The 26,282-nt window shown below is 45.2% G+C and carries 20 protein-coding genes; 15 read left to right on the forward strand and 5 right to left on the reverse strand.

Annotation, left to right across the window (positions count from 1 at the left end):
* Nucleotides 1-50 precede the first annotated feature (50 nt).
* From gpmI to GMES_RS06445, 7 genes are all read left to right on the forward strand, one after another.
* Nucleotides 51-1,586, forward strand: a complete 1,536-nt coding sequence (gene gpmI, locus GMES_RS06415; protein WP_006991802.1) for a 2,3-bisphosphoglycerate-independent phosphoglycerate mutase — start codon at nucleotides 51-53, stop codon at nucleotides 1,584-1,586.
* Between the two features lie 62 nt (nucleotides 1,587-1,648).
* Nucleotides 1,649-2,740 (forward strand): murein hydrolase activator EnvC family protein, encoded by a 1,092-nt coding sequence (locus GMES_RS06420; RefSeq protein WP_006991803.1) that lies wholly within the window; start codon nucleotides 1,649-1,651, stop codon nucleotides 2,738-2,740.
* 16 nt (nucleotides 2,741-2,756) lie between these two features.
* On the forward strand, nucleotides 2,757-3,524 hold the full coding sequence (locus tag GMES_RS06425) for a divergent polysaccharide deacetylase family protein (protein ID WP_006991804.1): 768 nt from the start codon (nucleotides 2,757-2,759) through the stop codon (nucleotides 3,522-3,524).
* 53 nt (nucleotides 3,525-3,577) lie between these two features.
* Entirely contained in the window at nucleotides 3,578-4,522 is a 945-nt protein-coding gene (locus GMES_RS06430) for a DUF808 domain-containing protein (protein WP_006991805.1), read from the forward strand.
* Between the two features lie 205 nt (nucleotides 4,523-4,727).
* Complete coding sequence (locus GMES_RS06435; RefSeq protein WP_006991806.1) at nucleotides 4,728-4,958, forward strand: ChaB family protein; 231 nt, start codon at nucleotides 4,728-4,730, stop codon at nucleotides 4,956-4,958.
* Nucleotides 4,959-5,179: 221 nt separating this feature from the next.
* Entirely contained in the window at nucleotides 5,180-6,439 is a 1,260-nt protein-coding gene (locus GMES_RS06440; protein WP_006991807.1) for a serine hydrolase domain-containing protein, read from the forward strand.
* A gap of 337 nt (nucleotides 6,440-6,776) precedes the next feature.
* Entirely contained in the window at nucleotides 6,777-7,034 is a 258-nt protein-coding gene (locus tag GMES_RS06445) for a DUF3081 domain-containing protein (protein ID WP_006991808.1), read from the forward strand.
* Between the two features lie 21 nt (nucleotides 7,035-7,055).
* Here GMES_RS06445 and GMES_RS06450 read toward each other — a convergent pair whose 3' ends face one another.
* Nucleotides 7,056-10,574: a PAS domain-containing hybrid sensor histidine kinase/response regulator gene (locus GMES_RS06450; RefSeq protein ID WP_006991809.1), complete on the reverse strand. Its 3,519-nt coding sequence runs from the start codon at nucleotides 10,572-10,574 to the stop codon at nucleotides 7,056-7,058.
* Between the two features lie 263 nt (nucleotides 10,575-10,837).
* Between GMES_RS06450 and lpxL the strand changes: the two genes are divergently transcribed.
* Both lpxL and GMES_RS06460 read left to right on the forward strand, forming a co-directional pair.
* Nucleotides 10,838-11,770, forward strand: coding sequence for an LpxL/LpxP family Kdo(2)-lipid IV(A) lauroyl/palmitoleoyl acyltransferase (gene lpxL, locus GMES_RS06455; RefSeq protein WP_006991810.1), 933 nt, complete (start codon nucleotides 10,838-10,840; stop codon nucleotides 11,768-11,770).
* Nucleotides 11,771-11,860: 90 nt separating this feature from the next.
* The gene (locus GMES_RS06460) at nucleotides 11,861-12,478 is read left to right on the forward strand and encodes a toxin co-regulated pilus biosynthesis Q family protein (protein ID WP_006991811.1); all 618 of its coding nucleotides are present in this window, start codon (nucleotides 11,861-11,863) and stop codon (nucleotides 12,476-12,478) included.
* 10 nt (nucleotides 12,479-12,488) lie between these two features.
* Here GMES_RS06460 and glnE read toward each other — a convergent pair whose 3' ends face one another.
* Nucleotides 12,489-15,389, reverse strand: coding sequence for a bifunctional [glutamate--ammonia ligase]-adenylyl-L-tyrosine phosphorylase/[glutamate--ammonia-ligase] adenylyltransferase (gene glnE / locus GMES_RS06465; protein WP_006991812.1), 2,901 nt, complete (start codon nucleotides 15,387-15,389; stop codon nucleotides 12,489-12,491).
* Between the two features lie 74 nt (nucleotides 15,390-15,463).
* A complete protein-coding gene (locus GMES_RS06470) occupies nucleotides 15,464-15,778 on the reverse strand; it encodes a GIY-YIG nuclease family protein (RefSeq protein ID WP_006991813.1) in 315 nt (104 codons plus the stop codon).
* A gap of 274 nt (nucleotides 15,779-16,052) precedes the next feature.
* Here GMES_RS06470 and GMES_RS06475 point away from each other — a divergent pair, with 274 nt between their 5' ends.
* From GMES_RS06475 to GMES_RS06485, 3 genes are all read left to right on the forward strand, one after another.
* Nucleotides 16,053-16,919 carry a WYL domain-containing protein gene (locus GMES_RS06475; RefSeq protein ID WP_006991814.1) on the forward strand — a complete coding sequence of 289 codons (867 nt, stop codon included), beginning with the start codon at nucleotides 16,053-16,055 and terminating at the stop codon, nucleotides 16,917-16,919.
* Between the two features lie 83 nt (nucleotides 16,920-17,002).
* Nucleotides 17,003-17,653 (forward strand): PAQR family membrane homeostasis protein TrhA, encoded by a 651-nt coding sequence (gene trhA, locus GMES_RS06480; RefSeq protein WP_006991815.1) that lies wholly within the window; start codon nucleotides 17,003-17,005, stop codon nucleotides 17,651-17,653.
* 186 nt (nucleotides 17,654-17,839) lie between these two features.
* Nucleotides 17,840-18,907, forward strand: coding sequence for an XrtA/PEP-CTERM system-associated ATPase (locus GMES_RS06485; RefSeq protein WP_006991816.1), 1,068 nt, complete (start codon nucleotides 17,840-17,842; stop codon nucleotides 18,905-18,907).
* A gap of 738 nt (nucleotides 18,908-19,645) precedes the next feature.
* Here GMES_RS06485 and GMES_RS06490 read toward each other — a convergent pair.
* Entirely contained in the window at nucleotides 19,646-20,497 is an 852-nt protein-coding gene (locus GMES_RS06490; RefSeq protein ID WP_006991818.1) for a LysR family transcriptional regulator, read from the reverse strand.
* A gap of 141 nt (nucleotides 20,498-20,638) precedes the next feature.
* On the opposite strand from GMES_RS06490, the gene gcvT reads away from it, so the two are divergent.
* The 3 genes from gcvT (at nucleotide 20,639) to gcvP (ending at nucleotide 25,366) form a co-directional block, all read left to right on the forward strand.
* Nucleotides 20,639-21,718 carry a glycine cleavage system aminomethyltransferase GcvT gene (gene gcvT / locus GMES_RS06495; protein WP_006991819.1) on the forward strand — a complete coding sequence of 360 codons (1,080 nt, stop codon included), beginning with the start codon at nucleotides 20,639-20,641 and terminating at the stop codon, nucleotides 21,716-21,718.
* A gap of 72 nt (nucleotides 21,719-21,790) precedes the next feature.
* Nucleotides 21,791-22,180, forward strand: a complete 390-nt coding sequence (gene gcvH / locus GMES_RS06500; protein WP_006991820.1) for a glycine cleavage system protein GcvH — start codon at nucleotides 21,791-21,793, stop codon at nucleotides 22,178-22,180.
* Nucleotides 22,181-22,456: 276 nt separating this feature from the next.
* A complete protein-coding gene (gene gcvP, locus GMES_RS06505; protein WP_006991822.1) occupies nucleotides 22,457-25,366 on the forward strand; it encodes an aminomethyl-transferring glycine dehydrogenase in 2,910 nt (969 codons plus the stop codon).
* Nucleotides 25,367-25,520: 154 nt separating this feature from the next.
* Here gcvP and GMES_RS22580 read toward each other — a convergent pair.
* On the reverse strand, nucleotides 25,521-26,282 hold a 762-nt coding region (locus GMES_RS22580), incomplete at its 5' end, for a HEPN domain-containing protein (protein ID WP_161601912.1).

Consider the following 26,282-nt stretch of genomic DNA (forward strand, 5'->3'; position numbering starts at 1 on the left):
TCTATCTGCCCCCAAGTTAATATTTACAATCTTATTTAGCGGAGACAAACATGAGCCAAGGCAAAAAAACGGTAGCCCTTATTATTATGGACGGCTGGGGTCACAGAGAAGATACCAGCAATAACGCTATCGCCCATGCGAAGACTCCCGTGCTTGACCGCTTAACCAAAGAAACTACCAATACCTTAATATCCGCATCCGGTATGGATGTAGGTTTGCCAGCTGGGCAAATGGGGAACTCTGAGGTGGGTCACGTTAATTTAGGTGCCGGTCGCGTGGTATATCAAGATTTTACTCGCGTAACGAAAGCCATTGAAGACGGGGATTTTTTCGAGAACGAGGTTTTGGTGAGTAACGTTGATAAAGCCATCAAACAAGACAAAGCCGTGCACATCATGGGGCTTCTTTCGCCGGGTGGCGTTCACAGTCACCAAGACCATATTTTCGCCATGATTAAACTGGCTGCTAAGCGCGGTGCGAAGAAAATATTCTTGCATGCCTTCTTAGATGGTCGCGACACACCGCCGCGCAGCGCCAAAGCACCACTTGAAGCTGCCGACAAAGTATTCGAAGAACTGGGCGTAGGTAAAACCGCCACTCTGGTTGGCCGTTACTACGCGATGGATCGTGATTCACGTTGGGATCGCGTTGAAAAAGCATATAAGGTTATCGCCAAAGGCGAAGGCGCATTTAACGTAGCCAGCGCTATCGAAGGGCTAGAAAATTCTTATAGCCGCGATGAAAATGATGAGTTTATGCAACCTACTGTTATTGGTGATGCTGCGCCAATTGAAGATGGTGATGCCTTGGTATTTATGAATTTCAGAGCCGATCGCGCCCGTGAAATTAGCCGTCCATTTGTGGAAAAAGATTTCAGCGATTTCGACAAGGGTGAACACATCGATTTAAGTGCATTCGTGATGCTTACGCAGTATGCAGAAAGCATTGATGCACCAGCGGCATATCCGCCGGTTGCTTTGGTAAATGTGATGGGTGAATGGTTAGCCAATCACGGTAAGACCCAGTTACGTATTTCGGAAACTGAAAAGTTTGCCCACGTAACGTTTTTCTACAGTGGGGGCAAAGAGGATTTATACGAAGGCGAAGAGCGTATATTGATCCCGTCACCAAAAGTCGCGACTTATGATTTACAACCTGAAATGAACTCAACTGAACTGACTGACAAACTGGTTGAAGCCATTGAGTCAGGCAAGTTTGATGCAATCATTTGTAATTACCCTAACGGTGATATGGTGGGGCACACAGGTAACTTCGACGCTGCGGTTAAAGCATGTGAAGCGGTTGATACCTGTATTGGCCGTGTTGTTGAAGCCATCGAAAAAGTCGGCGGTGACTGTTTAATCACAGCCGATCATGGTAATGCCGAGAAAATGGCCGATGAAACCACCGGGCAGGCGCACACGGCGCATACCAGTGAACTTGTACCATTTTGGCATGTAGGGCAAAAAACCACGGCCCGTTCAGGCGGTACTTTAAGTGATGTTGCACCTACCATGTTGCATTTAATGGGCATGGAACAACCCGCAGAAATGACCGGCAAACCTATAGTCACTCTGGCTAAGTAATTCTCTTGCTACCATTGTTGTTATGGTTGAAAAAAACAAAAGCACCATGCTTATGGTGCTTTTTGTTTGTTTGCTTGTTACCAATTTATACCTACGGCCAGTCCAAGGATGAACTACAAGCACTGCAAAAACAGATAAAGCAAAAGCAGCAACAAGTTGCCCAGCAGTTAGCAAAAGCCAAAAATCTGCAATCTGATTTAAAGAAAATTGAACTGAAGATCGCCAAAGCGGCGACAGCACTTAATGCCACTGAGCAAGCGCTTAAGGGCAATCAGCAAGAGCAAAAAAAGCTCAAAAAACGCCAAAGTGATATTCAGCAAAAGTTAGCCCAGCAACAAGATGTGCTAGCCAAGCAAATTCGTAGCGCGTTTATGACTGGCAACCATGACTACGCCAAAATGCTACTTAACCAAGAAAACCCGGGCAAGTTCGAGCGCACCATCACCTATTATCAATACCTGAATGAAGCACGTCGCGAATTGATTGACGAGTTTCTGCTACTGGGTAAAGAGCTGACGCAAGTCAATCTAACCTTAATTGAAAAGCAAGACAGCCTACAAAACCTACTCGATCGCCAGCAAGCGCAACAGGCCACGCTCAATCAAGGGCAAAAAAGCCGCAAGCAGACGTTAAGCAAATTACAGTCTGCAATTGAAAGCGATGCTGCCAAAATTGAAGAGCTGCAAGCAAATGAGCAAAATCTACGAAAAGCCATCGCTGAAGCGGAGCGCTTGGCAGCCCAGAAACCGACCAGCTTTGACGGTTTAGCCAAACTAAAAGGCAAGTTGCTGAAACCAGCAGATGGCCGAGTACGCAAATTATTCGGTACAAAGCGTGAGGGGCAGATACGCTGGAAAGGCATTATTGTTGAAGGTAACGCAGGCAGTAATGTTATTGCAATTCATCACGGTAAAGTACTGTACGCTGATTGGTTACGGGGCTTTGGTCTGGTTACTGTGTTAGATCACGGTAATGGCTACATGAGCTTATATGGCCACAATCAAGCTTTATTGCATCAGGCCGGTGATACAGTGGCGGCTGGTGAGCCCATTGCGCTTGTTGGTCAAAGCGGCGGGCAAACCTCACCTAACTTATATTTTGAAATTCGCTACAAGGGCGATCCTGTTAACCCCACGCAATGGATCAAGCTATAATGGGGGCTCTGGCTATATGCTGAACTTTTCATTCCGTTTCTGGTGTATATCGGCCTTACTGACTCTGCTCCCTGTTTCGGCGGCGCTAAGCGCGCAGATCGCTATTATCATTGACGACGTTGGCAACAACAGTCATCGAGATGCAGCAGCCTTTGGGTTACCCATTAGCGTTGCTATTTCGATTTTGCCCCACAAACATCTAAGCCAAAAATACGCCCTGATGGCGCAGGAGCAACACCGAGAATTCCTACTGCACATGCCAATGGAATCAATGGCGGGTATCAAGCAAGAATCAAACGTATTGTTAGCCAGTATGAGTGACAAACGAATTGTGCAAACCTTAAACGATGCGTTTGCCAGTGTGCCCAACGCACTGGGATTGAATAATCATATGGGGAGTCGTTTAACACAGTTGGAAACCCCAATGCGTACCACCATGAGCTACCTTCATCGTCACGGGCTCATTTTTGTCGACAGTCGCACAACTGCATTGACTCAAGCAGAAGCTATTGCCAAACAAACAAAGGTGCCAGCACTGCGCCGGCATGTATTTTTGGATAACGAGTTATCCGAAGCAAAAATAGAGCGACAGTTTAATATATTGATTAAAAGAGCGCGTAAATACGGGCGCTCTCTGGCGATTGGTCACCCTCATATGCAAACGATTGCCTACTTGAAAAAAAGGCTACCAACGTTAGCCCAAGACAATGTACAGTTAATCCCCCTCAGTGCTATGTTGACTCACCAAGTGGATATCGCTAAACCGCTGCATATCGGTGATTAGCGTAAGCAATTTACACTGACCTTATTTTTTCGATTTATTTTTAGGAGCCAAGTATGGCCGCTGCAAACCTACTCGCATTGATTGATGACATCGCTACCATTCTTGATGATGTAGCCGTGTTATCAAAAGTGGCTGCCAAGAAAACAGCCGGCGTGTTAGGCGACGACCTGGCCTTAAATGCCGAGCAGGTCTCTGGAGTCAAAGCCGAACGTGAACTCCCCGTAGTGTGGGCTGTGGCGAAAGGCTCGTTCTTAAATAAGTTGATTTTGGTGCCCTCTGCGTTATTGATAAGCGCGTTTCTTCCTTGGCTTATTATTGTGTTGCTGGTGATTGGTGGTTTGTACCTTTGTTTTGAAGGCTTCGAGAAAGTCGCCCACAAATGGCTACACAGTGAAGAAGAAAGAGAAGCAGAGCATCAAGCTCAATTAAATGCTATCGCCGATCCTAAAGTCGATTTGGTCGCCCTTGAGAAAGACAAGATTAAAGGGGCCATTCGTACGGATTTTATCCTATCGGCAGAAATTGTAGTGATCGTATTAGGCACAGTACAAGACCAACCGCTCACTACCCAAATAGCAGTCGTCTCGGCTCTTGCGATTGCAATCACGATTGGGGTTTACGGTTTGGTTGCTGGGATCGTGAAACTTGATGACGTGGGTTTGTACATGCTGCGTAAATCAGTTTCTGGCTCGTTCAATACCATTCAGCGTTTCATCGGCCGAAGCTTGCTAATTATTGCACCTATGCTGATGAAAAGCTTAGCTATTATTGGTACTGCAGCCATGTTTCTTGTGGGCGGCGGGATTGTGGTGCACAGCGTACCTTTCATCCATCATATTGTTGGGGATATATTGCAACCAGTTACTGAGCAGGGCGGTGCGCTGGCTAGTATTTTACCTGTGGTAGCAGATGGCGTTGTGGGAATTATTGCTGGTGGTTTAGTTTTGCTTGTGGTCACGCTAGCGAGCAAAATAATCAATGCTGTTCGCGGTAAATAATCCTTTGTAAATTTTTCAACTCTGATGTGTTCTTTACCCAAACAGTAAGCGGGTATTGAGCTAGGTTTCTTGTGATCTTTTAATACCATACCCCGCATATTAGCTATTGGCACACTTCACGGCTCATCACTGAAAAACGCTAAATTATCGGAATCCTTCTTGCTTCATCCTCGTTTTGAACCGTGACAATAGGAAGGATCATCCCATGCCATACGATTCCCATAAAGACCTCCCCGAAAGTGTACAAAATGTGTTGCCCCCCCATGCCCAAGATATTTATCTCGCCGCTTTTAATAATGCTTGGGATGAATACAAAGACCCAGATGATAGGCGTGGCAAGCAAGGTCGAGAAGAAGTTTCCCATAAGGTGGCTTGGGCCGCTGTGAAGCAGTCTTTTCACAAAAATGATGATGGCATGTGGGTTAAAAGCAGCTGAGCACATAACTGCAAAACCAGAACAAGGCAGCGAGCAGAAACGCAATACTGAGTAAATGACTTGCTCAGGCCATGGCAATACGTGGGTCGCTGATAAATCCAATTAACTGTAATACATTGGCTACGGTGATGATGTCTTATTGGTATCTCTGATGATTTGTCACATTAGTATGATATATCCTAGAGTTCTTAACTGACTCACAATATAAGAACAGGTCATACATGAAAAAAACCAATCAATTTCTACTCGCCTGCGTAACCAGTACCTTACTTGCACACAGTGCATTTGCTGATATCCGCACCACTAACCCGAAAAGAGTCGGTATGTCAGAAGCACGTTTGGAGCGTATCGAGCCCGCGATGCAAGCCTTTGTCGATGAGCAAAAGCTCGCTGGTACGCTCACCTTAGTCGCGCGAAAAGGCAAAGTAGTTCACCTTGAAGGCGTTGGCTTTAGAGATCGTGAAGCAAAAACGCCTATGACAGAAGATACGATTTTTCGTATTTACTCTATGACAAAACCCATTACTGCCGTTGCCGCTTTGACTTTGTGGGAGCAAGGTCAATTTCAGATGGACGATCCAGTCAGTAAGTACTTACCAGAGCTGGCAAACCTGAAAGTGTTCGCCGGAATGGACGGTGAGAATATGGTCCTTGAAGATACCAACAAGGTGATGACCATAAAGCAGTTGTTCACCCATTCTGCCGGTTTCAGCTACGGCTTTAGTCAAAGCCCAGTGGATAAGTTGTATCAACAGTCGGCACTTTTTTCCGGTGAGACAAAACGTGAAGACTTGCTTAAAGAGGTCGCTAAGTTACCCCTTAATCATCAACCTGGAACGAAGTGGAATTACAGCATAGGCACCGACATCATAGGTGTTTTAGTTGAGCGCCTGTCGGGGCAAACCTTGGGCGAGTACTTCGAACAACATATCTTTAAGCCTCTAAAGATGACTGACACAGGGTTTTATGTGCCGAAAAGTAAGCAAGATCGTTTAGCGCAAATTTATGTCATCAATCAGCAAGGCCAAACTGTTCCTATGGAGAATGAACCTCTGGGTGATTACTTGTCTGCCCCTGAAATCGAGTCGGGTGGCGGTGGTTTAGTGTCAACCATCGAAGACTATTACACATTCACTCAAATGCTGTTAAATGGAGGCGAGTATAAAGGAGAGCGTATTCTGGGTCGCAAAACCGTAGAATACATGCGCACCAATCACTTACCAGCAGACTTGATCCCGTTTGAGCCATCATCTACAGGAGAAGGGTATGGCTTAGCCATGTCAGTTACGGTTGATGAACAAGGCGCGAATACAATGGGCTCTAAAGGTGACTATGGCTGGGCTGGCGCGGCTTCAACTTATTTTAGAATTGACCCAGAAGAGCAAATGATCGTCATCGCCATGACCCAATTAATGCCTTCAAGTTTCTTCTCCTACAATAAAGACTTCAAAAATATGGCATACCAAGCGCTAGTTGATTAGTGCGTTGCTAAACTGAACTTCCGCCGATACAAACTTGCAAGCCACTGTTTTACCCAGTGGCTTTTTTGTATCACTCGGTGAGTGACTTTTTCGTTGCACCGTCCCATTTTTACGTTAATCACACGCCTTATATAACTTAGTAATGGGTTAATAAATTTGTAACCGATATATTGATAAAGCTCAATTTTGCCCGCATGACTATAGGTACAGTGCGTTTGGAGAAGTGGGTTCAAACATTTTGTGGGTATGTGTTTATCTATTTTAATTGGGCGTAATTATTGCAAACCTCGTATGTTAAGAATGCAAATACCCTGAATAAGCAACGAAAGGCGACAACATGAAAAACGAAATGGACAGTAAATTTATTCTATCAATATTCGAAAAAATTCGTGAAAACGGAGAAAAGAAAGGAGACGGCTATTTCCTTGGTGGCATTACTGCATTTAGCGATTACGATGGCTACACCATCTTTATGGAAGACCAGCAAGTAAAACTTCGCTTCGGTTTTCATAATCAGTATCATTTTGACTATGAAAAAGATGAACACATGCAGCAGTTTGAAAAGAAACTAAACGCCATAGCCAACGATTATTAGGCCATGGTGCAACATATGCTGTTAGGCAAGCCACTTGATAAGCTCAGCTCTAAGCTCGGCTAGCACGATTGGCTTGGTCAAATAAGCATTCATGCCAGCGGCTAAGCATGCTTCTTTATCACCTTTCATAGCATTGGCTGTTAAAGCAATAATAGGTAACGTTGACGTGTAATTAATGTGCTGACTTTTACGAATGGTACGACTTGCCTCGTAGCCGTCCATGATGGGCATTTGGCAATCCATCAATATCGCATCAAACTTTACTTCTGATTCTTCTAAAGTGTGAATTGCCTCTTGGCCGTTCTCAGCCACTTGTACACTACACTGCAGCTTTTTAAGCATTTCGATAACCACTTGTTGGTTAATAAAGTTATCTTCTACCAGCAGAATATGTGGCGCTTGGCGATTCTTATTGAGTAGCTTGGTCTCGGGGAGGGACGTAATGAGCTTCGTTTTAGCGCCGTTTTCTATCGCTCCAGTGAACGCTCCCCTGAGAGTCTCTGGCTTAAGCGGTTTCGCTACATAGCTGACTGGGCTAGCCAATTGGCTTGATGTGCCCTTTTCAAGCCAATCGTGGGGAGTCATTAGTATAATATGTAACTTGGCAAATAGGTCATTGCTACGGATTGCTTTGGTAAGTTCAATCCCATTAATGCCAGACAAATTACTATCAATCAACGCGACGTCTATTTTTGTCGTTTTTAAATGCGACTGCCTCAGTGCTTTTAATGCGCCTGATGCATTTACAGCGTTTTGCACCACCATGTTATTCGCAGAGAGCCACTGATGTAAAACTGTGCTTAATGTGGGGTTGTCATCCACCAACAATACTTGCAGCGGCGTCTCACGGTCAGGAAACAGTGGACTAAATTGGACTGGGTTATCGTTCAACGCTTCAGGCGCTATGGTAAACCAAAAAGTAGAGCCTTGTTGCCACTCGCTAGATACACCTACTGAGCCACCTAAAAGTTCACTCAGCTGTTTACTGATAGCCAACCCAAGGCCTGTGCCACCAAAGTGGCGAGTGGTCGAAGAATCAACCTGCATAAACTTAGAAAACAAGGCTTTTTGATTATCTTCGTGAATACCAATCCCAGTATCTTGCACGAAGAATTTGAGTTGATTCTCTCCCTCTAGAGCAACTCGCAAAATCACTTCGCCGTGGTGAGTAAATTTAATTGCATTACCCAACAGGTTATTCAAAATTTGCCGTATCCGCCCGGGATCGCTAGTTATCCACTGGGGTACATCCATATGCAAATCAAATACTAGCTCAAGCCCTTTTTGCTGCGCACGGCTAGCGAAGGTGTCAATAATATTCCCCAGTAGCAGATGCAGATCGAAATAGATTGATTCTATACTTAATTTCCCTGCCTCAATTTTAGAAAAGTCTAAAATATCGTTGATCAGCAACAACAAAGACTCACTACTACTGTGCACCAGTTCAGCAAAATGGCGCTGTTTGTGGGTTAATTCAGTGGCTAACAGCAAGTCGTTCATGCCTACAATACCGTTAATAGGGGTGCGTATTTCATGGCTCATGTTAGCTAAAAATTCGCTTTTGGCGCGGCTTGCTTCTTTGGCTTGCTCTTCGGCTTTTTTCATTTCGGTAATATCTTGAAACGCACCTCTTAATACCACAGGAAGACCATTTTGATATTCTGCATAGCCTACAGCTCGTACCCAAATATGCTTACCTTTGGCCGTAATAAAGGGAACTTGCAAATCCCACTTACCGCCGGCAGCGATAGAGTTATCTATGGCTTTTTGCACTAAAGGGCGTACATCCTTAGGGTAAAAATTCATCGCGCTGGTGAGATCGACATCCGAACCGATCGGTAATTCGTGAATACGGTAAACTTGGTCAGACCATGTTACTTCATTGGTCTCAAGGTTTAACGCCCAGCCACCCAAATTAGCCATTTCACCTGTGGTTTCAAGTAAGTCCTGTTGTTGGCGGCGCTCTTTTTCAAATTGTTTAATTTGGCTAATATCTCGAGCAACAAGTAAGTAACGGTCTAGCTGATTGTCGGGAGATATTATCCCGGTAACAGTGACCTCCATGGGAACTTTGACATTGTTTTTAGTCACTAATGTCCATTGGTTTTCATCTACTTGCCCTTGAGAGGCTAAGTAGAAGAGAGCGTCTAGTGGCGAACCTTGCGTCTGTGCACTGGCGTCCATGAAATCAACGAGTTCGTTTTGCAGCATAAACTGCTGAATATTGCCGTTTTGTTTGAGCTCAGCTTTAGTGTAATCCAATACTTTTTCTGCAGTTTGATTGCAAGTCAGTATTTTGCCTTTGGCATCACATGAAATTATTAGCAGGTGAGCACTATCAAGTATGGCTTTTTGAAATTTGTTTGCTTTGAGCAGTGCTAACTCTGCATTTTTCTGCTCGGTGATATCGCTTTGTATGGCAATGAAACCGTTAAACTTACCCCCCACGTAAATGGGATGACTATTGATTTTCAGCCAAATATATTCGCCGTCTTTGCGATAGTTGAGAATCTCAACATTGAATCGTTCCCGCTGTGCTACGGCGCTACGCATGATGGCAATTTTGTCAGAACTGCTTTGGGATCCTTGCAATAAATGGCCTGGGTTTTTACCTAAAATTTCCTCTAGATAATATCCAGTGATACGAGTGAAGCCCGGGTTAACCCATTTAATTTTGACGTTCTCATCTGTGATAATGACCGCATTGTCGGTTTCTCGTAAAACCTTGATGAACAGCTCATTGCTTTGTAAACCATTCTCTAACCATTGCTGGTGTTGCTTCTGTGCTCCGATGTCGTAATTGACCCCGATAATCTTTGCTACATTTCCCGTTGGGCTGCGCAATGGCCTAGCAAAAGCGCGCATGTGCCGTGTTTCGCCGCAGGGGGTAACAATACGAAAGGCAATATCAAGTTTGGCAATCTTGGTTAGAGAATGATTTAAGGCACTCAGTGCTTCCTCTTTGTCGTCAGGATGAAGCAACTCACTCCATTGGCTTAATTTGCCGCTAAAGTCACTGGGGTTGTAACCATATAGTTCATACATTTGATCGTCCCAAATGAGTTTTTGCTCATCAAGGTTGAACTCCCAAATGCCAATTTGGGCCACAGTAGTGGCCACGTTAATGCGGTGAATGATGTCGTAAATTTCATTACCTGAAGGAGGGCGAACATTATCTGGGTCGATCGTCACGACATATGAGGGGTCATCATCAAGCCAATTAACGGATTTAACACTGGCCTGTGCAATGCGGTATTCGCCGTTTGAAAGTGTACATTTGAATATGCCGTCAAGCAGCTTACTGCCTTTGGCTTCTGAGTAGAACAGATTATTATCCAATGCATGGTCATTGCTAGAGTAAAAATTCTCCAATAACTGATCGACCGGCATATTGGTAAGCGACTCACCGTCTAGCCCAAACAGAGCGCAAGCAGCTTCATTTGCAAACAATACGAGTTGATCTTTGGTTATGTGCAGTGTCGCGCTACTTACGGCTTCTAATCCACAATAGTAGGCATCTAGCAGGTTGAGTCGTGACATGTATGTTCCGAATAATTAAAGTTCTACGGTTTTCTTTAAGTTTGGACATATTTCTTAGCGGTGCAGGCAAACGCCAAACTAAGTCCATTTCAATGTATATAGAGTAAAGTAAATGAAAATATATACCCAGTTAAATAGGCGCTGTTTATCTTTGGTGCACAAACTTTGGTCTATATACAGTATTTTAAACTCGAATCAGCCCCTAGCAATCAATCTTTAGTCGATTACAATAGCCGACCTTTTTTGATACCCCGGAGCCGACTTTGAGTCAGTCTTTCGTTGAAGCCCCCAAGTTTAAGCTCGCTTTTTTTCACCCGAAGTTCTGGTTAACTTGGCTTGGTATATTGATTTTGTACGCAATATCCTGGCTACCTTATCGCTTACAAACTTACATTGGCAAAGGGCTAGGAAAGCTGCTGAAACTGTTTGCCAAAAAGCGAGTGCTGATTGCAAAGCGCAATTTAGCCCTGTGTTTTCCCGATTACACTCCAGCCGCACGTCAAAAAATACTTGATGCTAATCTAGACAACGCCGGCATGGCGATCCTTGAGGCCAGCATGGGGTGGTGGTGGCCGACTTGGCGTATCGAAAAAATGAGTGAGTTTGAAGGATACGAACATATCGACGCTATCTTGGCCAAGGGCAAAGGTGTGTTGGCTTATGCTATCCATAATATGAACTTAGAATTTGCCGTGCGTGTGGCGGGCCTTCGAAACCCATCTGTAGCCTTTTATCGCAGACATAACAACCCGTTAATGGAATACATGCAATATCACGGCAGAAACCGCTCAAACAAATATATGATACACAAGCGAGATGTACGCGGGCTGATTCAAGCGTTGAACGAGGGGGAAGTGTGCTTTTACTTGCCAGACCAAGATTACGGCCGCACTAAATGTGAATTTGCTCCCTTTTTCGCGGTAGAAAAAGCAGCCACCACAACAGGCTCTTTATTATTTGCAAAAGAAGCGAATTGTGAGACCGTATTTCTTGCGCCGATCAAAACGGCCAGCGGTTACAAAATTAAAGTGGTCCCAGGGCTGGAGAATTTTCCCTCTGGTGACGATAAAGAAGATGTAGCGCGAATGAATAAAATGGTTGAGTCACTCGTTTTAGAAGCACCCGAACAATATTTGTGGATGCATAAACGGTTTAAAACGCGTCCTAACAAAAGTGACCCGTCGCTTTATGACTAATATCCCGCTGGGCACGTTGCGGTTTAATTCTAGCGTACATTCAATCAAGTACAGTTTTAATAAGTAGGCGATGTGAGCAACAAGGTATCCATGAAATACAATCCTAGTGAATCTCAGTCATTTGTATGGTGGCGCCACGCGTTGTTGGCGCTGGCGCTCATATTGATTGCTGTCTTTGTGATTGTGCTACAGCAGATAAACGTGAATGCCCCCATTCCTGAAGGGGGGGAGGGGCCAAAATCCGTGTCGCAAAACATGACTGATTTTTACGCTGAGTATCGCCTGTCGTCTCGCCATCCCAGAGAAGAAAGCATCGGTGATTTCGTTAATGTGGTGAATATATCTGATACGCCGCTAGCGGACCGCTTGAAAAAGATGGAAAGCTTACAAAAACCGTTACCTGCCAATTGGGTCGGGGAGTATAAGCATCGTTCATTTAAAGCAGGTAGTACCCTGCGAGATAGCATCATTTCTTATGCGCAATCTGAAGGGATGCAGGTGATCTGGGAGCTTAACCGAGATTTTATCATCAAGCATCCGTTTCAAATTGACAACTCTATCGTCGGAAGCTTAGACGAAATCGGCCGAGCGATTGATAGCAATTTCGATGGAACCGTCAAAACCTATGTATGCCCAAAGCAGCGCTCTTTGGTCATTACCGCCGTTAACAGCAAGTATTTGCAAGAGAACTGCAAAGTCGTAGGTTAATTCGTCAAACCTATTCTTGTTTCACAAATACTTGCTGCCAAATTCGACTAACCCCATCGCGTAAATCACTAAACTCAGTGGCGTCAGGCGCTTGTTCAGCTTGTTGAAGTACTAACCTGTGGTTAGTATTGCGATAGGTTAAATAGGCGTCGTTGAGTAACTGAGTATCTTCATCGCTTAATAACCCACTTGATTGCAGTTGTTGCAAAATCCTTACGTTGTCAGGCCATTTGGTCAGCCCAGGAAATTCACAGGCATAAGCCAACACAAAATATTGCACAATAAATTCGATGTCGGCGATACCACCGAAATCTTGTTTTAAATCAAACCCTAGCTTAGTTGATGAGCCCAAATGCTTGCGCATTTTCTCGCGCATTTGGGCAACACTTTCTTGCAATGATGCGCGGTCACGTTTTTGCGCTAGTATTTGATGGCGCACCACCGAAAACTCCTGGGCGAGGCTCGGGCTACCCACGATAAAGCGAGCGCGGGTGAGGGCTTGATGTTCCCATGTCCACGCTGTTTGATTTTGGTACTCGCGAAATCCATCGATATGGCAAACCAACAAACCTGCACTGCCGGACGGGCGCAATCGCATATCAACTTCATAAAGCTGACCCGAGGCCGTTTTGGTATTGAATAGGTGTAAAATTCGTTGGGCGAGTTTGAGATAAAACAACCCAGATTCTATGGCTTTTGGACCGTCAGTTGGCGCTCTGCTGGTGCAATTATGTAGAAAGACCAAATCCAGATCAGAGCCATACCCGAGCTCATATCCCCCTAATTTACCATAACCAATTACAGCAAAACCGCGACTAAGCATATCGTGTTGTTCATTAGGGGCATCTGCGTAATCTGGTTCACCGTATTTTTCGGTCATTTGTTGCCACGCCAAATTAACCACTTGCCTTATAATACTTTGGGCTAGGTAGGTAAGATGGTCGCTCACCTTCATCACAGGCATAGCACCTGTAATATCCGCGGCGGCAATTTTCAGCTGCTGGCACAATTTAAATTGGCGTAAGGCTTCCATTTGCTGCTCTAGGTCTGTTTCATCAATGCGCAGCATGGCCAATCTAAGTTCAGCGCTATATTCGGTCAACTCTGTTGGGTTAACTAACTGAGCAGGATTAAGCAATTCATCCAGAAGCAGCGGAAAGCGGCTGATCTGGTCAGTTACCCAGGGGCTGGCTGAACATAAGCTCACCAATTGCTTTAATGCCCCTTGGTTTTCAAACAATAAATCTAGGTAGGCTGTACGGCCATAAATAGCGCGGAAGACCTGCAAGCAGCGATCCAAGCTTTGACTCGCCGCCTCTGGTGTTTGCTGTAAAATGACCAACAACAACTGAGGTATGAGTTTGTTTAAAATGTTTTCACCGCGCTGGCCTATGCGACTCGCACTTAAGTTATTACCAAAGGCCACAAGTGATATATTAAATGTTTGGGCTTGCTCAGAATCAAGCCATGCACTGAGTATTTCCAACTGCTCTTCAGGTGCTAATGGTAATAACCATAAGTCCTCTAAGGGTGAAAGAATGTCATCGTCTTTCACTAGTTCAGGCGCGGCATCTTCACCAATTAACAATAGGAATTGTTCATGAATAAGCTGTGTATGCTCCAGTAGCTGCTCGGTAAATTGAGAATAATCTTTCAGCCCGAGTATGGTAACCAAGCGCAACTCATCAATATCATTATCAGGAAGGACTTGGGTTTGCTTGTCATCAAATTGCTGTAAGCAGTGCTCTACCTTGCGCAGCCATAAATAGCTGTTTTTCAATGCGTTGGCGTCGTCTTCGGGCAATATTTCCATGTCAATCAGGACCTGCAGATTGTGCAGCAACCCTTGCTCTTGCAGTGCAGGTTCGCGGCCGCCACGAATAAGTTGCAAACTTTGCACAACAAATTCCGCTTCACGAATACCCCCCTGGCCAAGCTTGATGTTATTGCTCAGCTGACGCCTGCGTACTTCTTTTTTGATCATCGCTTTCATTTTGCGTAATGAATCTAAGGCGCTGTAGTCCAAATAGCGGCGATAAATAAACGGCCTAAGTATGTCGGCAATTTCTGGGTAGTAAGTGGCGTCCGGGTTTAGAATTCGGCCTTTCACCATGGCGTAGCGTTCCCATTCTCGGCCTTGCTCTTGGTAGTAATCTTCCATAGCGGCAAAGTGCATAACCAGTGGGCCACTTTCACCAAAAGGACGCAGACGCATATCGACCCGATACACTTGGCCATCTACAGTAATTTGATGCAGTGCTGTAATCAGTTTTTGCGCTAGTTTGGTAAAGAATTGTTGATGCTCGACGGACTTACGCCCACCTTGGGTCATGCCTTGTTCGGGATAGGTAAAAATCAAATCAATGTCTGATGAAAAATTAAGTTCACGACCACCGAGTTTACCCATGCCAATGATGTACATAGGTTGCTCGCCCAAATTCCCCATGGGTAAACCGAAGCGTTTTGACAAATCATTTTTCAGCCATAGGCTGGCGTGTACGATAAGCGCTTGAGATAAAGCAGAAACGCGCTTGAGTGATTCTTCAATGGTTTGGGTGTTAGTCACATCGGCCCATGTGATAAGCGCCATATGCAAATGGCGAAACAAGCGTAATGTTTTATGCAACTGCTCTTCACTGGTGACTTCACCTAACGCAGCATCAAGCAATGCGGAGTAATTTGGTTGTTGGCTATTGTGATCGAGCAATGCAAGCAACTCGCCCACGAACCTCGGATGCTGAATACATTGACGCGCAACAAAGTCGCTTAGACCGAATACGCGACATAGTTGCGCTTTATGCGCTTGCCATTGGGCTTCAAATAAATCGCGCTCTGACAGGGCCTGCCAATGGCGTTCCCCTATGGCCAAAAGTGCTTGAGGAAAAGGAGATATTTGTTGAAGATTTTGCATGCAAAGGGCCTATTTGGGGAGCAGTAATGACGAATTGGCGAAATGACGACATCACTTTTCGGCTAATATAAACGCTAACACTCAGTCGTACCAGCGGTCGCGACTGGCGCAGCCTCTGTCGCAAACGGGCTAAGCAACTTACCGCTGACTAACTGTACTTTTTTCGCTTTCGTGAGTTTTTTAACCCACAGTTCCATTTTTAATGCATCAGAGTGATCAACTAACTCAACGGCGTAAATCATCTTCAGTGGGCCTTTACCTCGTAAGGCTTTTGCGCACAGCGGGCCGCTACTACTATGCTGAACAAAACGCTTGCTCAAGTCCTTACAAATACCAGTGTAATAATGCTGATATTTGTTTTCAATGATGTACAGAAACCAAGGTTGCACGTCGCGTATAACATCCTGTATGTGAAAATATTAAAGTTTCACATATAAACTCCAACCATAAAACAAAAACAAGCCGTGTGGCACAAAGAATGAAGGACAAGCACAAGCACATTGCACATTGCACAGGGCAAAGTAAATCAATCTAAAGTGTCACACGCTGGCTGAATATTTAACCTCGCTCTAACCTATGACTAATAAATGTGATTGCTTTACAACCGAGCGAGAATAAACCACACTGCCTGGCCTTTGTTATTGCTTCTGTTAGAGTTTAAAAATGTTAGACACACTCGGTTTTGCCCAAAAACAACGACTTGCTTACATCGATTTTTGTTTACTTTTTAAAGGCGCGATTTATCGCCAAGATCTTATCAGCCGATTCGAAGTGGGTTTGTCCGCAGGCTCTCGCGATTTTAATATTTACAAAGAACTTGCCCCGAAGAATATGCGCTATCACAGTATTGAAAAACGCTATGTGCAAACCGAGCAGTTCCAGCCAGTTTTTGAGCATGATGCCACGCGTACGTTAGTGAAAATGGCAAACGACATATCTGATGGGTTTGATGGAATAGGGGATGTGCACTACCCAGTAGAGTCGCCATCAAACCTCAACGTACCGAATATTTTTATTGTTGCGCGTTTGGTGCAAGCCATTTTGAACAAAAAAGCAGTCAGTGTGATATATACCTCGCTTTCTAGTGGCTCAGGTGCCAGAGAGTTAGTACCGCACTCTATTGTCGATAATGGTCTGCGCTGGCACGTACGCGCCTTCGATCGTAAAAGCCAAAGTTTTCGAGATTTTGTGTTAACCCGTATCAGCAAAGTAACGATAAAAGAAGCTGGCAAAGAGGACGAACAGGCATCGGCTGACCAAGAATGGCAGCGCCTCATTCCTCTGCAACTTGTGCCTCACCCTAAAAATGTCAAATATGCCACCGCGATTGAAATGGATTACGGCATGGAGAATAGCCAGCTGTTGATCAGTGTTCGGGCCGCTATGGCCGGGTATCTGCTTAGGCGCTGGAACGTTGATTGCACCGAGCGTGGTGTACTTGAAGGGGCAGAATATCAGCTGTGGTTGCAGAATCGCTTTACCTTAAACAAAGTGGATAATTTGGCCATAGCGCCGGGATATTTGAACTAAATGACCTCTAGCAGACTCTTCAGTGTACAAGTGTTCGCTGAAACACTACTATTGTTTGGTCATTTAACGCTAAAGGTTTTTGCATGCAATCACAGGTGCCACCAACAATCCATCTAAAGCCATACACAATAGTGGAAGAGTGGCTAAATGCACTCAGCCATGGCATAGGGTGTATCGCGTCAATCGTTGGATTGGTGTTCTTATTGTCTCGCGCCGCTGATACCTTGGCTCAAGTGGCTTCGGTAATTTATGGGGCATCGATGATAGCGATGTTTCTCTCTTCTACTTTGTATCACGCATTTTCGAATCCCAAAACGAAGTCAGTGTTAAAAGTGATTGATCACAGTGCTATTTACTTGTTAATTGCTGGCACCTATACACCCTTTATGTTGCTTGCCGTTGGCGGCTGGGTGGGGGTTGTTGGTATCTCGCTCATATGGGGCTTAGCAGCTATCGGTGTTGGCTTTAAGTGTTTGGCGGCTGGGCGCTTCCCGAAAATATCTGTCGCAACGTATCTATTAATGGGCTGGTTAGCAGTCTTCTTTATTTACCCTTTGTATATGTCGCTACCAACGGAAGGGCTTTGGTTACTGATTGCTGGCGGCTTGTGCTACAGCATAGGTGTAATCTTTTATGTGGCGAAGAAAATTCGTTACACCCATCCGATATGGCATGTGTTTGTGACAGCTGGGTGTATTTGCCACTTTTTCTCGATTTATTATTATGTGGTGTAGCAACCGTGTTTAACAACCGTGTTTAGCTTTCCATCGTGTGCTGACCGCATTGGCTGGCACCATTTTAATGCCAGGCGGATAACTTTCTAAGCGTTTATCTGTATAGGCGTTGCTAAGTCTTACCCTGATAGCTTAAGCTTAGACGATATTTGCTAGTGCGATTTGCCCAACGGACCCAGCGCTTTTATGTACGAAAATTATTACGGATTAAATTCAAAGCCTTTTCAGCTCACGCCAGACCCTAGCTTCTTTTTTGCTAGTAAATGGCATAAGCGAGCTATGTCGTATCTACAATACGGTTTGTCACAAGCTGAAGGGTTTATCGTTATCACAGGTGACATCGGCACAGGTAAAACCACCATTGCCAATAGCTTACTGGATGCCATGGAAGCCGGCATTGTGGCCGCGCAAATAGTCACGCCAAAATTGACCCCTGACGAACTAGTGAAAATGGTCGCCAGTAAATTTGAAATTCCGGTCAAAGGCAGCACTAAATCTGACATTTTGGGGGACTTAGAACTCTTCCTTACTCAGTTACACCAACAAGGCAAACGTGCCTTATTGCTGGTGGACGAAGCACAAAACTTGCCCTTAGAGACCATCGAAGAATTGCGCATGCTGTCGAATTATCAAAAGAACGGCAAGCCGCTACTGCAAAGTTTTCTATTGGGCCAAGAAGAATTACAACCCATATTACGCGCGCCGAATATGGAACAGTTTCGTCAGCGTATTGTGGCCTCATGTCATTTATCGCCGTTAACAGAAAACGAGTGCCAAGCCTATATAGAGTATCGATTGCATCACGCTGGCTATAGCGGCAATACGTTATTCTCAAGCGATGCCTACAGTAAAATATTTGTGTTTACCCGTGGGGTGCCGCGTAAAATCAATACCCTGATGGACCGCATCTTACTGTATGGATTCCTTGAAGAGCTTGAAACATTTGACGAAGATGCCGTAGAAGCGGTAGTGAAAGAAGTCGCCGATGAAATGTTTCTACCAGAGAACAAGGTGCCAGAAGAACCAGCGCCAGAGCAGGCGCCAAGTGATGCCCAGCACGCTGCACCTGCACCAGCCTCGGGGGAAGCTAAACCCGATGGATTAAAAGACGTCACTTATTACAAAGCGATGCTCACAGAGCTGACAGATGCTCTAGATGATGCCATTAGCCACAAAATCAAGTTAACTCGCTACATCGATAAGCTGCTTAAAAAGAAATACAGAACCTACGTGCGTTTAAAGTCTGACGATTAGCTTTCGCTAAACGGTGAGTAAAATAACCGCTGCAAAAATGAACAGAAAAGATTAACACGCCTTAATGTAGATCCTATTTTTCATGGTGAATTAGTGCCTAAAACGGTCAACCCTTAGTCCGTTTTAGAACTATTCATCACGTTAAGTTGTTAATATTTCGTAAAAAAAGAGGAAATTGAACTAAAAGGGTATTATATTATCCAATATGTTGAAGAGGTATACGTTAGTCAGCAAGGACGTTGAATATTTTAACCGCCTTGCCGATAAGGTAATACAGCTAAGGGTGATATGATGAAATACGATATGTACAACCGAAAACCAGAGCACGATGAGTCAGGCGTTTATCAGGCGTTTATCAGGCGTTAAAAGATCGTCGTAAAGCTTATTACCATGGAAAATATAACCGCGAGGTTTTTTCAGTAGTGTTGTTACTAGCTTGTGTTGGTATGTTTTTATTGCGCTCTGGGGCGTAAACGTTTTTATATTATCTAAACGTTTTGCCTCTGATTTTAAACTGCTGACCTAACGCTCGGTAGCATTCCTATTTAGACAATCTCTTATCTGAAAGCATTTTTTGCGAGCGATTGACATCAACAAACCCGCACTATTCAGCAGTCAGTGCAGGCTTTGTTTGCCAATACAACTCCTCTACGCTTCGTTGCTTATTCATGCTTTTAACTTGATCTAAACCTAAACCCTTATCTGAACCCGTATTCAAGCCCCCCGAATTTTCGCTGATTACATTTCACCTAAACGCGATTTTATAAACTCCGATAACTTGTCACTTGCTTGCCAATAGCGCTGGGCTTGATTAAATAGCGCAATGCGAATTTTGCCTAGATCAGGCAGCATTTCATGGCGAATAATATTCAACTCTTTCGGCACACTACTTCGGGCCAGAGCGGTTATGCCCAGCCCTTGGTTTATCGCAGCGGTAATACCTGCGAGATCTGCGTTGGTGTAGGTAATACGCCATTGAGTAGTTTGCTGTTTTAATGCCTGAATAACACGGCTGCGATACATGCAGCCATCAGGCGCGAGCACCAAACTTAAGGTGCTATTGGTAAAGTTTTGATTTCGATTGCCAACCCACACTAAGTCATCGTCCAGCAGTAATTCACCGTCAACAGTTTGGTTATGGGGCAACAATGCCATGATCAAATCAAAGTCTTGGCGCTGGTTTTCACTGAGTAACGACTTGCTCAAAGCTGAGGTCACCTCTAACGACACATCTGGGTATAACTTACTGAATTCACCCACAATGCTGGGCAATAACGTGGTGGCAAACTCGCTGGGTATCCCTAAACGCAGTCGCCCGCGAATCGATGCAGGCTCAAACTGGCGAAATATTTCATCATTGATCGCCAGCATGTTCTTCGCTTGATGGTACAAATTTAGGCCGTCGTGATTTACTTCATGGCGCTGCCCAGCTTTACTAAACAAGCGTTTATTGAGCTGTGATTCCAAACGTTTTATTTGCAAGCTAATGGCGGGTTGCGAGCGCCCAAGGTATTCCCCCGCTTTAGCGTAACCGCCCAAATCAACCACGGTCACGAAAGTGCGTAAGTTATCCAAAGAAAGTTGCTTCATTTTTCGCCATATAGATTAGCTAACCTGATGAAACTAATTGTATAGATAAGTAATGTTAATGTAAGCATTAATATTTTCAATTTGTTGTGACCAAATCAGCTACCTATACTGGCAATCACGTTAATCAAAAAGATAAGTCACATGCCAAATAAAACGGTTTTGCACAGTAAGCACCTTGAATCAGGCGCTAAAATGGTTGATTTCCACGGCTGGGAAATGCCGATCAACTACGGCTCACAAATAGAAGAGCATCACGCTGTGCGCCGCACTGCCGGTATGTTTGACGTATCTCACATGACAATAGTTGATGTGGTTGGCGAGCAAGCACAAAACTACCTTCGTCATTTATTAGCCAACGACGTGGCTAAATTGAAAGAGCGCGGCAAGGCCCTTTACAGCGGTATGCTCAACGAAGAAGGCGGCGTGGTAGATGACTTGATTGTGTATCACTTTGAAACCACCAATTACCGCTTAGTGGTTAACTCAGCCACGCGCCAAAAAGACATGGATTGGTTAAACGCCCAAGCTGAAGGCTTTGACGTGACCATTACCGAACGCCCAGAGTTCGCCATGATCGCCGTTCAAGGCCCACAAGCCAAAGAGAAAGCCGCTGGCTTGTTCTCATCCGCTCAAAACGAAGCCGTAGCAGGTATGAAGCCGTTTTTCGGTGTGCAAGCTGAAGATTTGTTTATCGCTACCACAGGTTACACAGGCGAAGCAGGCTACGAAATCATGGTGCCTAACGAGCAAGCCGCTGACTTTTGGCAAAAGCTATTAGATGCAGGCGTGGCCCCTTGTGGTTTAGGCGCGCGCGATACCCTGCGCTTAGAAGCAGGCATGAACCTATACGGCCAAGACATGGACGAAACCATTTCACCCCTTGCAGCAAACATGGGCTGGACCATCACGTGGGAGCCAGCAGAGCGCAACTTTGTAGGCCGTAAAGCCCTGGAGGCACAAAAAGCGGCTGGTACAGACAAACTAGTAGGCTTGGTGCTCACTGAAAAAGGCGTGCTTCGTCACGGTCAAGCCGTTAAAGTTGAAGGCGGCGAGGGCGTTATCACCTCTGGTACGTTTTCCCCAACACTTGGTCACAGTATTGCCATGGCGCGCGTACCTGCGTCTGTCGGTGAAACTGCACAGGTGGAAATGCGTAAAAAGTGGGTTACAGTAAATGTGGTTAAACCTAGCTTTGTGCGAAATGGCAAAAGCGTTTTATAAAAAATCAACTGGCGCGGCAGTGCTTTGTTGCTGCCGAGCTTGAGCTAACGACTTCAATATTTAGGAACAACTATGAGCAATATCCCTTCAGATCTACGTTATGCCACTACTCACGAATGGGTTCGCCCTGAAGGCGACGGTACCTTTACTGTCGGTATCAGCGAGCATGCCCAAGAGCTTTTGGGCGATATGGTATTTGTTGAGCTACCAGACGTTGGCGCTACGGTTAGTGCGGGCGACGACATCGCGGTTGCGGAATCCGTTAAAGCGGCATCAGACGTTTACGCGCCAATCGGCGGTGAAATTGTTGGCGTAAATGAAGACCTAGAAGACAGCCCAGAGCTAGTTAACTCTGACCCTTATGGCGACGGTTGGTTGTTCCGCATCAAAGCAGATGATGCAGACGAAGTTGAAGGCCTGCTTGACGCTGAAGGTTACCAAAACAGCATCGAAGAAGAATAAGCATTCGTTAATGTAAAGAGCAACCTAGTGTTGCTCTTTTTATTAAGTGCTTGGTTTGAAAGCTTGCTTAGAACAAGGCTTTGAACTTTGGTTTTACGCCTTTGTTAAACGCAGTGCTCAAGTTTCGTTGTTGTTCATATTTCACCGCAGTGTACTTGTTTTGCCATTGGCAACTTTGGCGCAGCACTGCCTCTTGAATCACCTAATTTTTACTTAAATCAAAGATGTTTGCTTTGATTTAAGCCACTCACGTTTTAAGGAATCGGTAAGCCAGTTATGCCACATGCTAATTTTTCCCTTTCGCAGTTAGAGCAAACGCAAGATTTTATTCGCCGCCATATTGGCCCAAGTGAAGCTGAAATGGCTGACATGTTGGAGTTTGTCGGTGCCGGCTCCTTAGATGATTTAATGCAGCAAACCGTACCTGAAGGTATTCGTTTGCCAGAAAGCCTAAGCGTGGGTGAAAGCCAAACTGAGGCACAAGCCTTGGCCTATTTGAAAACCGTGGCCAGCAAGAACCAAGTAAACCGTTCATACATTGGTATGGGTTACAGCGATACCCTAACCCCGAACGTTATTTTACGTAACGTGCTTGAAAACCCAGGTTGGTACACAGCGTATACGCCGTATCAGCCGGAAATCGCTCAAGGGCGTTTACAAGCGTTGCTTAATTTTCAGCAAGTGACCATTGATTTAACCGGAATGGAGCTTGCCTCTGCTTCCTTGCTAGATGAAGCCACCGCCGCAGCTGAGGCCATGGGCCTTGCTAAACGCGTATCGAAAAACAAAAAATCAAACCTATTTTTTGTGGCCGACGATGTGCACCCACAAACCTTTGATGTTATTCAAACCCGTGCTGATATGTTCGGCTTTGACGTGATTGTAGGTAAAGCAGATGAAGCGGCTAATCACGATGTGTTCGGTGCCTTGTTACAATACCCAGGCACCACAGGGGCAGTAAATGACCTAACCGACATCATCGCCCAAGTACAAGCAAACAAAGGTATAGTGGCGGTATCGGCTGATATCATGAGCTTGGTATTACTTAAAGCGCCAAGTGAAATGGGTGCTGACGTAGTACTTGGCTCGGCTCAGCGCTTTGGCGTACCTATGGGGTACGGCGGCCCACACGCCGCCTTTTTCGCGACGCGCGATGCTTATAAACGCTCACTTCCCGGGCGTATTATTGGTGTGTCAAAAGACACGCGCGGTCGCCCAGCATTGCGCATGGCGCTACAAACCCGCGAGCAGCACATCCGCCGTGAAAAGGCCAACTCAAACATTTGTACTGCTCAGGTGTTACTAGCAAATATGGCATCGTTCTACGCTGTGTATCACGGTCCTGACGGCCTAAAAACAATTGCTTCACGCATTCACCGCTTTGCTGACATTCTTGCTGCCGGTATTTCGCAGCATGCCGACAAAGGCGTGAGCCTAGTGAATAACACGTGGTTCGATACCATCACTGTTAACGTGGGCGATAAAAAAGACGCGATTGTGGCTGCAGCTCATGCCGCGCAAATGAATTTACGTAGTGATTTAGACGGCGTCGTGGGTATCAGCCTAGATGAAACCACCACCCGTGATGACCTACAAAACCTGTTTAACGTATTGCTAGGCGATGGCCACGGCATCGACATTAACTTACTCGACCAGCAAATTGTGGCTAAGGGTAGTCAGTCCATTCCGGCTGATTTAGTGCGCACCAGCGACATTTTGACCCACGAAGTGTTCAACAGCTACCAGTCAGAAACCGAAATGCTGCGTTACATCAAATCATTAGAAGACAAAGACTTAGCGCTTAATCACTCGATGATAAGCCTTGGCTCATGCACCATGAAACTGAACGCCACCGCTGAGATGATCCCAGTAACCTGGCCTGAGTTTGGTAAATTGCACCCGTTCGCGCCTATCGAACAAGCACAAGGCTACAGCCAAATGCTCAGCGAATTAAGCGAATGGTTGCTAGACATCACAGGCTACGATGCGCTTTCAATGCAACCTAACTCAGGTGCACAAGGTGAGTATGCAGGCCTTATCGCTATTCAGCGTTACCATGAAAGCCGTAACGAAGGGCATCGTAATATTTGCCTTATCCCAAGCTCAGCACACGGTACTAACCCAGCGTCAGCGCAAATGGTTAGCTTGAAAGTGGTGGTGGTGAACTGTGATAAAAACGGCAACGTCGACTTAGCTGATTTACGCAAGAAAGCCGCAGAAGTTGCCGACAACCTGTCTTGCGCCATGATCACCTACCCATCTACCCACGGCGTATACGAAGAAACCATCAAAGAAATGTGCGACATAGTGCACGAATTTGGTGGGCAGGTTTACCTAGATGGCGCGAATATGAACGCGCAGGTAGGCATTACCTCACCTGGCTACATTGGCTCTGACGTATCTCATTTGAACTTGCACAAAACGTTTTGTATTCCACACGGTGGCGGCGGCCCAGGTATGGGGCCAATCGGGGTTAAATCGCATTTAGCGCCGTTCTTACCGAACCATAAAGTGATCGACACAGGCAACACCAGTGCCGGCAATGGTGCGGTATCCGCAGCGCCATGGGGCAGTGCGTCTATTTTGCCTATCAGCTACATGTACATAAAAATGATGGGTAGCGCTGGGCTCAAAAAGGCGACCGAAGTAGCAATTTTAAACGCCAACTACATCGCCAATAAGCTAGACGGCCACTACAACGTATTGTATCGCGGGCGAAATGGCCGCGTAGCGCACGAATGTATTATCGACTTGCGTCCCATTAAAGAGGCATCAGGCGTAACCGAAGTCGATATCGCTAAACGCCTTAACGATTACGGCTTCCACGCACCGACTATGAGCTTTCCAGTAGCGGGCACGCTGATGATCGAGCCAACAGAGTCAGAAGCCAAAGTCGAACTAGACCGCTTCATCGAAGCCATGGTATGCATACGCGCAGAGGCAGCAAAAGTAGAAACAGGTGAGTGGAGCGCAACAGACAACCCATTACACAACGCACCGCACACCCTAGACGATATCTGTGACGCCAACTGGGATCGCAGCTACGATCGCCACACAGCGGCTTACCCAGTCGCCAGCGTAGCGAAAAACAAATTCTGGCCTTCGGTTAACCGCATCGATGATGTGTTCGGTGACCGTAATTTGATTTGTTCTTGCCCTAGTATAGAGAGTTACATTGAGGGGTAGGTTGGTTTTACAGCTTTACTGTTATAACTAGATAGAGTTTTAAAGCGAGCCATTTGGCTCGCTTTTTTGTGTTTTGTACAATAGGCAAAAATTCTAATTTAAGAGGTGACCGCTTTGTGACATAAGCGGTCGTAAAATCGGTATTCGACTAATTTTATTTGTCGCTAGTATGAGCAATCTTGTCCAAACGCTCACTTTCAAAGGCAAGACGTTCTAGTGATTCATACCCTCGGCATGCCAAACATGAAGCAGATAGAATTATACTGCTCACAATATACGATAGTAGAATAGCCATGTGTTCATTTATTTTTTGATATTCTGCACGATGAGCTACTCCTGAACGGAGTTTATAATATCTCTTTATAGTGGTTTTCAACGAATCATAACTTTGAAGTTCATCGATATCTACCAACTGCATATTTAAGTCCCCATACATAAATAATGAGGCAATTCCTTTGGCATTTCGTTCTGTTATTTCATCAGTCGTAATGGTAAAAAAGCATTCCAAGCATGACCATAGTTTAAGAAATGAAGAAGCTAGACATCCATCAGATTGCGCCTCACTGAACCAGTAGAGTGATTTTTCAATAGCTTGTTCCAATTCATTCTTGGAAACTTTATTCGATAAATAAGTTAGTTTTTGAAATAGTTCCTCTACGTTAAACTGTTGTAAGCGCTCAGTTGTTAAAGGAAAATCACGCCGAGGACTTGCCGATTCTAATGTATGTAAGCCTCCACTACTCGACCAACCTACTAAAAAACTATCTTGGTACTGAAAGGAGTTTTTACTTCTAAGTTTAATGTGGGTATTGGAAAAACCACCTTTAACATGAGAGCAAATTAGAACCTTGAGAATAGACAGATTCAATGTAGCTCTATGTTTATACTTATCTAACGCAACTGCCTTGCTGCCTCT

Origin of the sequence: Paraglaciecola mesophila KMM 241, from assembly GCF_000315015.1 — a bacterium.
In the GTDB taxonomy this organism is placed as follows: Bacteria; Pseudomonadota; Gammaproteobacteria; order Enterobacterales; family Alteromonadaceae; genus Paraglaciecola; species Paraglaciecola mesophila.